The 8,781-nt window shown below is 66.9% G+C and carries 8 protein-coding genes and 1 pseudogene; 5 read left to right on the forward strand and 4 right to left on the reverse strand.

From position 1 onward, the window contains the following. Positions 1 to 573 precede the first annotated feature (573 nt). The 4 genes from GL263_RS15500 to GL263_RS15515 all read left to right on the forward strand — a co-directional run bounded on the left by GL263_RS15500 (position 574) and on the right by GL263_RS15515 (position 3,691). Positions 574 to 1,014 carry a hypothetical protein gene (locus tag GL263_RS15500; RefSeq protein WP_182856301.1) on the forward strand — a complete coding sequence of 147 codons (441 nt, stop codon included), beginning with the start codon at positions 574 to 576 and terminating at the stop codon, positions 1,012 to 1,014. A 126-nt stretch (positions 1,015 to 1,140) separates the two neighbouring features. Beyond that, entirely contained in the window at positions 1,141 to 1,845 is a 705-nt protein-coding gene (locus GL263_RS15505) for an ATP-binding cassette domain-containing protein (RefSeq protein WP_323379417.1), read from the forward strand. Between the two features lie 50 nt (positions 1,846 to 1,895). Then, the gene (locus GL263_RS15510) at positions 1,896 to 3,101 is read left to right on the forward strand and encodes a DUF7224 domain-containing protein (RefSeq protein WP_182856303.1); all 1,206 of its coding nucleotides are present in this window, start codon (positions 1,896 to 1,898) and stop codon (positions 3,099 to 3,101) included. Further along, positions 3,098 to 3,691: a hypothetical protein gene (locus GL263_RS15515; protein WP_182856304.1), complete on the forward strand. Its 594-nt coding sequence runs from the start codon at positions 3,098 to 3,100 to the stop codon at positions 3,689 to 3,691. Before GL263_RS15510 ends, GL263_RS15515 begins: the two co-directional genes overlap by 4 nt. A gap of 169 nt (positions 3,692 to 3,860) precedes the next feature. Here GL263_RS15515 and GL263_RS15520 read toward each other — a convergent pair. Beyond that, positions 3,861 to 4,040 (reverse strand): annotated as a pseudogene (locus tag GL263_RS15520) (dicarboxylate/amino acid:cation symporter); the annotation flags it as partial. A 283-nt stretch (positions 4,041 to 4,323) separates the two neighbouring features. Then, complete coding sequence (locus tag GL263_RS15525; RefSeq protein WP_182856305.1) at positions 4,324 to 4,863, reverse strand: nitroreductase family protein; 540 nt, start codon at positions 4,861 to 4,863, stop codon at positions 4,324 to 4,326. A 375-nt stretch (positions 4,864 to 5,238) separates the two neighbouring features. Between GL263_RS15525 and GL263_RS15530 the strand changes: the two genes are divergently transcribed. Then, positions 5,239 to 6,297, forward strand: coding sequence for a helix-turn-helix transcriptional regulator (locus GL263_RS15530; RefSeq protein WP_228456526.1), 1,059 nt, complete (start codon positions 5,239 to 5,241; stop codon positions 6,295 to 6,297). 154 nt (positions 6,298 to 6,451) lie between these two features. On the opposite strand, the gene GL263_RS15535 is transcribed toward GL263_RS15530, so the two are convergent. Continuing rightward, positions 6,452 to 7,759, reverse strand: a complete 1,308-nt coding sequence (locus GL263_RS15535; RefSeq protein ID WP_182856307.1) for an MFS transporter — start codon at positions 7,757 to 7,759, stop codon at positions 6,452 to 6,454. After that, positions 7,756 to 8,781 (reverse strand): metallopeptidase TldD-related protein (locus GL263_RS15540; protein WP_228456527.1); only part of this gene is annotated, 1,026 nt, incomplete at its 5' end. The genes GL263_RS15535 and GL263_RS15540, both read right to left, overlap by 4 nt.

Below are 8,781 nucleotides of genomic sequence, written 5' to 3' on the forward strand. Positions count from 1 at the left end.
CCCCCACACAGCCGCCCCACACCATCACCACATACCCACTCCACCCGACAGAAAGGTCCGGACCGGCACTTGTGGAGCCCGGCAGTCACCCGGTCGGCCGCGTCGAGACGACGCGGCCGCCCCTCGCGGCCTCCCACCGAACACGGCGCGAAGGTGCCGCTGTTCTCTTCGACGGCGCGCATCCGGCGCGGCGCGGTGCGGGCAGTCTCGTCGTTCGCCGCCCGGGCAGCCCGATGCCGATCGGGATGGCCCTCGAGGCGCCAGGGACGCCGTATACGCGCCGCCGCACTTCAGCGCGGAGTGCAGATGAACCGGCGGACCGGGCGGGTCTCCACGCCAGTATCCAGGGACGAGCGGCCCCGGCGGCTCCGGTGTCACAAAGCCAGGGGCCGGAACTGGCGCGGGGCACCCCGCACCCGGACCGACGCTCCCGGGTGCGGCAATCGAAGTAGCCCTGCACCGAAGGCCTTTGGCGTATGATCCTGCCTGACCAGAAGCGGCCTCATCCGGAAGACCGGCTACCAGCCGTGCAGCAGTGACGCCGCATCACCCAAAAACGAGGGGAAACAACCAGTGCGCACAGCCAGCCGTCGTCGAATAGCGCAGCGAAGCGGGGCCGTTACAGCTGCGACACTTCTCGCCCTCACCTTCACCGGTGACGCCTGGGCTGGTTCCTTCACCACCAGCATGAGCGGCGTTCGCACCGGTTTCGAATCCCGCAGATGGACGGATGACGGGGGGAGCGGCCCGACGAAGATCGAGTTCACGACCTGCACAGCGAATGGCGGGCAAACTCCGTTTTCCAGCACCGAGGTCGAGTTGTGGCAGGACATCTCCATGTGGCCCGATGGCCGCAGGGGGGTCAGGACGCTGACCGCCTGCAAGAACGGAACTGCCGTCGGGGAGTACCGGGCGATGGAGAAGGGCGACAAGATGTACTTCAGGATCTCCAAGATCAACGGCATGGAGTCGAACATTAGTCTTTCGGTGAAGCACGTGAGGGTCGCGTACTGAACACCGACTGACCGCAGAGGGGCGGAACGGTTACGCCGTTCCGCCCCTTCAGTAGCTCCCAGCCAAGAAGGCTTCATGCCCATTCAATTCTCGTCCTGTACCTTCGGGTACTCCCGCGGACGAATCGTGATCGACGACTTCGACTGTCTGTTCCCCTCGGGTCGCACCGTGTTCCTAGGCCCCAACGGAGCGGGCAAGAGCACGCTGCTCGGGCTCGCAGCGTCCGCCCTGCGTCCGCAGTCCGGAAGTGTCCGCTTCGGACGACTGAGCCCTGAAGGGAAGAGGGGACGAAGGGCCTATCGGCGCCGCGTCGCGTGGATGCCCCAGCAACTGACCTCCGTGCCCGGGCTGACGGCGAGAGACCAGGTCGCCTATGTGGGTTGGCTCAAGGGCATGTCCCGTACCGATGCATGGGACCAGGCCCTCAGAGCACTCCGCCAGGTAGAACTCGGTGAACACGCGGACGAGAGGGTCGACCGCCTTTCCGGCGGGCAGCAACGTCGAGTCGGAGTGGCGCAGTCACTCGTGCACGGAGCTGATCTGCTACTGCTTGACGAGCCGACAGCCGGCATGGACCCGCGGCAACGAACGGTGTTTCACCAGGTGCTGGGTGGCCTTCCGGAAACCGTTCACATCGTTCTCTCCACCCACGACACCGCCGACCTGGAATCCACGTACGACAACGTGGTCGTGCTACTCGACGGCCAGGTTCGCTTCCTCGGGTCAGTCCGTGACTTTCTGCGCTACGCCGATCCAAGTGCGGCGTCCGGTCGGCAGGCCGACTCCGCCTACCACGTCCTTACCGAACAGGGGGTTCCGTGGGCCTCCTAAGGGCACTGCGCTGCTCATCCCTCGTCTGGGCAGGTCCACTCGTCGTAGGGTTGGCGTTCTTCTACGCCTATCAGAGCTGGGGCGTCAGCCGGGCAGGGTTCGGCGGCGACACCGCGTTCTTCGCCTCCCGGGCACTCACCATCATCTCTGGCGCGCTGGGCGGAGTCGCCGCTTGGGAAGCCGGGCGGCTGCGGGTAGGCCGCATATGGGCACTTGCACCCGGCCGCGACCGCTACCGCATCGCGTTCGAATGCCTGCGTCCCGTCGTGCTTCTTGTCGTGGTCACCGATCTTGTGGTGCTTCTCGCTCTGTCCGTGCACTTCTCGGCCACTCCACGACTCGATGACCTGCCGGTACTCCTTCTGCTGCTCATTGTTCAGGCGGCGGCGATCGTGGTCGGCTTCGGTGCTGGCAGCAGCCTGCCGAGGGCGCTGGCCGCACCTGTGGTGACCATATCGATCACACTGTGGCTCATGATCCCGGCCACCCTGGTGACCCCCTGGGTGAGGTATCTCAACGGTCTTCTCACCGACGGCTCCAGCGTGGTCGACACCCTCGCACCCCATGCGATCGGGGCTCCCATGCTGCTCGCCACGGCCGTGATCTGTGCGGTGCTACTGGCGTCCGCTCCCCTGCGCAGCCGCCTTGTACGCACCGCTCTGGCGGCGTGCTGCCTGGTCGCGGGCGCGCTTCCCGCACACGCGATGGTGGCTGACGCGGGTTACGAGACGCCCACCGTTCCCCGAGCCGGTACGCAGACGTGCGCTGAGGGCAAGCCCCGGATCTGCGTACCTTCGGAGCTCGCCGACACCCTTCCACGGCTGCGCGCGGCCGCTGACACGGCGATACCGAACCTCGCGGCCGCTGGCGTCAAGCCGCCGCGCACTCTCGCATACGTTTCCCACCAGGCACGCGTCGCGCCGAACACATGGCGCATGCATGTCGAGCGCCCGATGACGGACCGCCGCGCGCTGCGCGTGGTCGCCACCGCGCTCGTTCCCATACGGCGCTACGACGCCTGTCCATCGTTGCCGGACGACTACCCCATGCCATCCTCCAGCCCGGTGTCCGCTTGGTTGAGCCTCGCCGCTGGAATGCCACGGCGCGACGTGGCCTCGGCGCACAGCGGTGCCGTTCTTGAGTGGGTCGAAGAGGTCCGAGCGAAGGATCGTGCCACGCAACTGCGGTGGGTGGACACTCAGCTCCGAGCCCTGCGAAGCTGCGACCCACACGTGCACGAGGAGGCCCGCAGGTGAGCCTCTGGGTGACTGTCCGACGCCCGTGGATCGTCCTATCCGGTGTGGTCGCTTACCTCGTCGGTTTGCTGATCGTAAGAGAGCAGGTCGTCTACGTACCCTCCATCAGCGTGCTGGGCGGAGCCGGCATGAAGCTGATGAACTTTCTGCCGCTGATCGTCTGCCTCGCCGTCCTGTACTGCCTGGAGCGACGGCTCAGCGCGGCCGAGCTCACCGGCGTTCGCCCCGTGGAGCTGGCTGACCGGGCGTTGGTTCTGGTCGTCGGCGTGATGGTCCTACTGGCGGGTGCCGTCCTCAACGCGTTGCAGAACATGCCGACAGCCATCGCCGCTGGACGCAACGTGCTCTTTCTCACCGGCCTGGCGCTCGTAGTCCGGGCTCGGTTCGGCGGTGTGGTGGCCGCTTCAGCCGCCGCCGGTTGGCTCTTCCTCACCACCATGGCGGGCTTGCGCTCACCGGAAGACCCGTATCCCTGGGCGATTCTCCTCGAACCGCCGGCTCACCCGCTCGCGGCCTTCGTTACGGCAGCGGTGCTGATGGCGGGGCTGGCGTCCCTCGGCCGGGAACGGCCGTCGCCCGCCGCTCGCTGAACAAACCTTCCGACCCGACAAGGACGCTTCTCTGCCACGCGGCTCTCCTTCTGCAGGAACCGCACGCCGCAGTCTTCCGACGGGGCGGACCTACTGTGTCCCTTCAAGCGGAACGCCCCGGATCTCCTGGCGGGCCAGCGGAGCCGGGGCGTTCCGCGTCGGGACGGCGTCAGCTGGTCGCCGGGGTGGGAGGCGCGGCGGCGCCGGCAGGCGCGGGGGGTGCGTCGGCGGTGCGCTCCTCGGAGAGGTCGTTGATGTCGAAGGACGTGGCGTTGTCGTAGGCGTCGCGGTCGAGGATCTTCTCGCGGGCGGAGACGATGACCGGGACGGCCGCCTGGCCGGCGACGTTCGCCACCGGACTGTAAGTAGGTATGTTGGTCCGGTACACCGGGGGGGGGTTGGTTCATGGCGAGCCACGGCGCGTCGGTATCTACGACCGGATCAGCACGGACGCGAAGCCACCGCCTGGGCCCACCGGGGGCAACTCCCGGCAGCGCCCTGATGTGACATCCCCACGCCATGGGATGCCTGACCCAGCACCGCCGCCCCGACCGCACCCCGCAGCGCCGCCGGGACCCCGCGGCTCCACCGTCCCTGACGCAGCCTCCTGCCGGTCAGGCCATCGGGTCGGATCAAAGGGCACGGAGCCGGGACTGCGCGTCGGGGCTGGGGCGAGAGGGCGGCGTGTCGATGGCCGTGCCGGTATAGAGCCAGCCGAGCAGCCGCTCTCCCGGCTTCACCTCATGCAGCGAGCGCACCCCCTCGTCCTCGAGGACCTCCCCGGTGCGCCAGATACAGCCATACCCTCGGTCATGGAGCAGCAGAGCCAAGGTGTGGACGGCAGCAACCGTCGCCGCGAGCTGTTCCCACTCCGGAATCTTCGGATGTTCCACTGGAGAAAAGACAATCGCGATAAGCAGCGGCGCCCGTAGCGGCTTTGCCGCGGCGCGGCGCCGCAGGTTCACGTCACGCCCCGCACAGGAGGCATATGTCTGCCCGAGTTTCTCCCGTGCTACGCCACGCAGGGTGAGCAAGTGCCATGGCAGCAGCCGCCCGTGGTCCGGCGCGGTCATGGCTGCGGCAACGAGTCGCAGCAGTTCCTCATCACTGGGAGCAGGGCTCGCGAGCCGGATCGCGCTGCGCCTCGTGAGGACATTCTGCAGAGTCTCCATACCGGACCTCTCGTCGGTGTTACTGCGCTACACAGGCCAGAGGTCACCAGCGGCGGCGGTCGTGCCCGGCCCCATGAGCCCGGCACGACCAGCAGCCCCCTGGGGTGTGGCGGCAAGGTCACCTGACCCGAGAAAACCTGAAGGAACCTCACCCCCAGCCGAGATCCAGCGGATTCGTCGAGGCGGTGAACAACACCACAGAGGCCGCTACTGCAGCAACAGGAATTACATTGCGCGCAAATCGAACAAAAGCACCCATAAGGACTCCCTCCCATGCAGCCGTGAACGCGAAGCAGCGAAGGGCGCCAAACAGGCACCCAACGCGCACTCACGCAAAGCTAGTTGCCGCTGCGCACGCCATGAACGACCATATTCATGACAGGCGACAACGCGACAGGGGGGCATAAGTTGCCAGAAACGGACATAAATCTATTTTCTGACCTGCCAATGATCGGGGAACAAGCCTCTCGCATCTATCGATTCACCGTCGGCCGGAGGTTCTTCTCCAAGGAAGACATCGCCGACGGGCTGGACCTCCAACCGGAGGAAGCCGACAAGTCCCTTCAGCATCTTCTACAGTGCCGACTCATACGTCGGCTTGAGCACGACTCGGGCCGCTACGAGGTCGTCCCACCTGACCAGGCGCGTACGCTCCTTCTCGGCGCCCCTGTCCGCTCGCTGAACCGCTTGATGCAGCAAGTGGACACGCTTCGGGCCGAGTTCGCGAAACTCGTTCCGATCTACGAGGCCAGCCTCGCCAGGCGGATGAGCAGCCAGGCCGTCGAGATCGTCCCCGACCTGACCACGGCCAGGGACCTGATCAGTGAACTCTCCGCGCGCTGCGAAAAGGAAGTACTGACCGCGCAGCCCGGCGGAGCGAGGCCGAGGGAGATCCTTGAGGAGGCGGCACAGCGAACGATCGAATTGCTGGAACGCGGGGTGCGCATGCGCACCCTCTATCAGTACTCGGCTCAGTTCGACAACGCGACCCTCGCATTCACGGAACGCATGGCGGCCAAAGGAGCCGAAGTTCGCGCGGTCCCACACATGTTGAACCGCGTCATCGTGTTCGACGGCGAGGCGGCGCTGATCGAACACCACGAGGGCAGCGCTGGGGCCGTGCTTGTGCACGACCCCAGTGTCGTCGCCTTCTTGGCCGCCGTCTTCGAACAGCACTGGCTGTCTGCCAAACCGCTGCTCCTGGAGTACGACCGGGAACACGTCACCTCAACGTCCGACAAAGTGAAGCAAGAGATCCTGCGGCTCTTCATCCAGGGTGAGGAGGACAAGGTCATCTCCCGTCGCCTCGGGATGTCCACGCGGACATGCCAGCGTCACCTGTCGGATATCATGCGCCAGATCGGCGCCCGCAACCGCGCCCACGCTGGCTATCTGATCAGCGAGCGCGGGCTGCTCACTCTGCTGCCCGACTGAATCTCACCCTGCCAGGCTCCTTGCCAAAGGCGCCGGGGAGTCTGGCCCGCCCGGAAGATTTTAAGTCAGGTGAGACGGTCGTGACGCGATGAGGTTTGTGGTGCGGGTTCGCGGCACTTGGCCGGGTTGTTGTTCCAGGCCGACAGGGGGAACCTCACCCGGTGTCAGACAGCTTCTGGGACTCTTCTGAAGCGTGGCCTGCCACCGGCGCCTCTGCTTCGTGGCGCACCAACGGGATGTCGCGGACTCGGCGCAGACGGGAGCAGATGAGCCACAGCGCTCCGCTGGTCATACCCGTCCCCGCGATCAGCAGCGCGCCGCGCACGCCGAGCCACTCGCCGAGCACACCACCGACCACACCGCCGACTGGAATGATCCCCCAGATGAGGAACCTGACACTGGCGTTCATCCGTCCCAGCAGGTGGTCCGGGCACATCGCCTGCCGGAAGCTTACCTGCGCGACGTTGTAGACCACGAGACCGAACGCGGCGGCGAACCAGGGCACGACGAAGAACAGCATGCGCCACCCCGGGCCGGCGAGCGGGATGAGGAGCACCATGGGGATGGTCGTCAGGTAGGCGAGCCAGATGATGCGGACCTGGCCCAGGCGTCCCGCGAGGGTGCCAGCCCAGATGGCTCCGAGTACCCCGCCGACCCCGCCAACGGTCATGAAGGCCCCCGCTGCGGCCCCGGAGAGACCGACATGGTGGATGAGCAGGAGGAGTATCAGTGGCGCCTGGACGGCGTAAAAGAAGTTGAACGTGGCGGCTGACCCCACGACCGCGCGTATGAGGGGGTTCTTGAGGACAAAGGACAGCCCATTCTTGATCTCATCGCACAGGTGCGCCGTCGGCTTCCGCGGGGGCTCCGCCTCCGGCTTGCGGATGCGCAGCAGCAGGAGGAAGGAGGCGAGGTAGCTCACGGCCTGCGCCGAGACAGCCGCTGCCGCTCCCACCTGGGCGAGCGCCCCGGCCGCGGCCGGTCCAGCCATCTGTGAGGCGGAATTAGTGCTCTCCAGCTTCGAGTTGCCCTCGACGAGCCGGTCACGTCCCACCACCGCAGGTATGTACGCCTGATACGCGATCTCGTAGAAGGTGCGAGCTGCACCGAGCAGCAGGGCCACCAGGAGAAGTACAGGGAAGGTGAGGTGGCCAAGGAGCGCAGCGCATGCCAGGGTCACCATCAGCACGGCGCGGCTGAGGTCGCACACGATCAGGACGGGCCGACGTCGCATACGGTCGATCCAGGCCCCTGCGGGCAGACCGAGGACCAGGTACGAGAGGCCGAGTGCGGCCTGGAGCAGACCCATCTGGAGGGGTGAGACCGCCAGTGTGGTGACCGCGATCAGGGGGAGCGCCGTGCGGCTGACGGAGGTGCCGAGCATGCTCAGGCTCTGGGAGCCCCACAGAAGCCGGAACTCCGGCAGCCTGGTGACGCGCGTACCGTTCGCCACCGTGCTCACCGCCCGATGGTGAGACCGCGGACCCACAGGCCGGGACAGGCGACGAACGACGTGTGCGACCGGTTGGTGCGCACGGTCCCGTTGTGGCCCTGGATCTGGCGCAACAGGTCGAAGACGTTGCCCGCCACGGTGACGTTCCCGGCGTTGTGGCGTGTTCCGTCCGGGTACTCCAGCAGAGCGTTTGCGCCGATGGAGAAGTCACCAGTGATGCCGTTGGAAGTGTGCGCACCGTTCGCCTGCACCACTCGCAGAAGACGGCGGCCTGGTCGGGGTCCGTCGCCGAGGGTGTGGGCCACGCGCAGCGAGAGATGGCTGGGCTGCACCCTTGGCATCTCCCCCGCCGCCCCCCGCCAGCCGGAGCCTGCCTGGCCCGCTCCGGCGGACAGGGTGCTGTGCCGGTGGCCGAGGAAGGCTTGTAGCTGTCCGTCCCGGACCAGTTCCACGGCTCGGGTGGGGGTTCCTTCGTCGTCCCAGGGTGCGGCGAGCGGGTAGTCAGCGGACGTTGGGTCGTCAACGAGGCCGACGCCGTCAGCGCAGACGGACTCTCCCCATTTCCCTGCCAGCGGCGACCTGCCCTCGACCGCGGTGTCCCACTGGAAGGCCGGGAGCACGAGGGACAGGAGTTTCGCCGCCACCCAGCCGGTGAGCAGGATGTCGTCGTACTCCCAGGTGTCCACAGGTGGTCCAGCGAGCATGGTCGCCAGGGCGCACATCTCCGGCAGATCCACATCGGCCGCCTGAGCGAGGACGTCCTCCGCCGTGGTTCCGTACATCTGGTGGGCCACGAAGCCGGTGCCGGACGCACTGGCGGTAACCCGCGCCTGGAGTTGAACGAGTCCGGTGCTGTAGCCGCGTGGCTCGTGACCGGGGCGTCCGAGCCGTATGGTGCTCCGCTCGGTCTTCACTCTGAGCTCGATGTCCAGCCCCGGGGACGCCGTACTGAGCTCACGCACGGCGTGCACCGTCTTGTCGTCGAGAGCCGGGCTCGTCGCCGCCGGCGCTGTTCCAGGAGGTGCCGGGGG

It is taken from the genome of Streptomyces durbertensis, from assembly GCF_014156695.1.
In the GTDB taxonomy this organism is placed as follows: Bacteria; Actinomycetota; Actinomycetes; order Streptomycetales; family Streptomycetaceae; genus Streptomyces; species Streptomyces durbertensis.

What these genes read in the sequence shown, in the direction of transcription:
- GL263_RS15525 (WP_182856305.1), bottom strand. Translation starts at nt 4,863, where the DNA reads ATGGAGACTCTGCAGAATGTCCTCACGAGGCGCAGCGCGATCCGGCTC.
- GL263_RS15530 (WP_228456526.1), top strand. Translation starts at nt 5,239, where the DNA reads ATGACAGGCGACAACGCGACAGGGGGGCATAAGTTGCCAGAAACGGAC.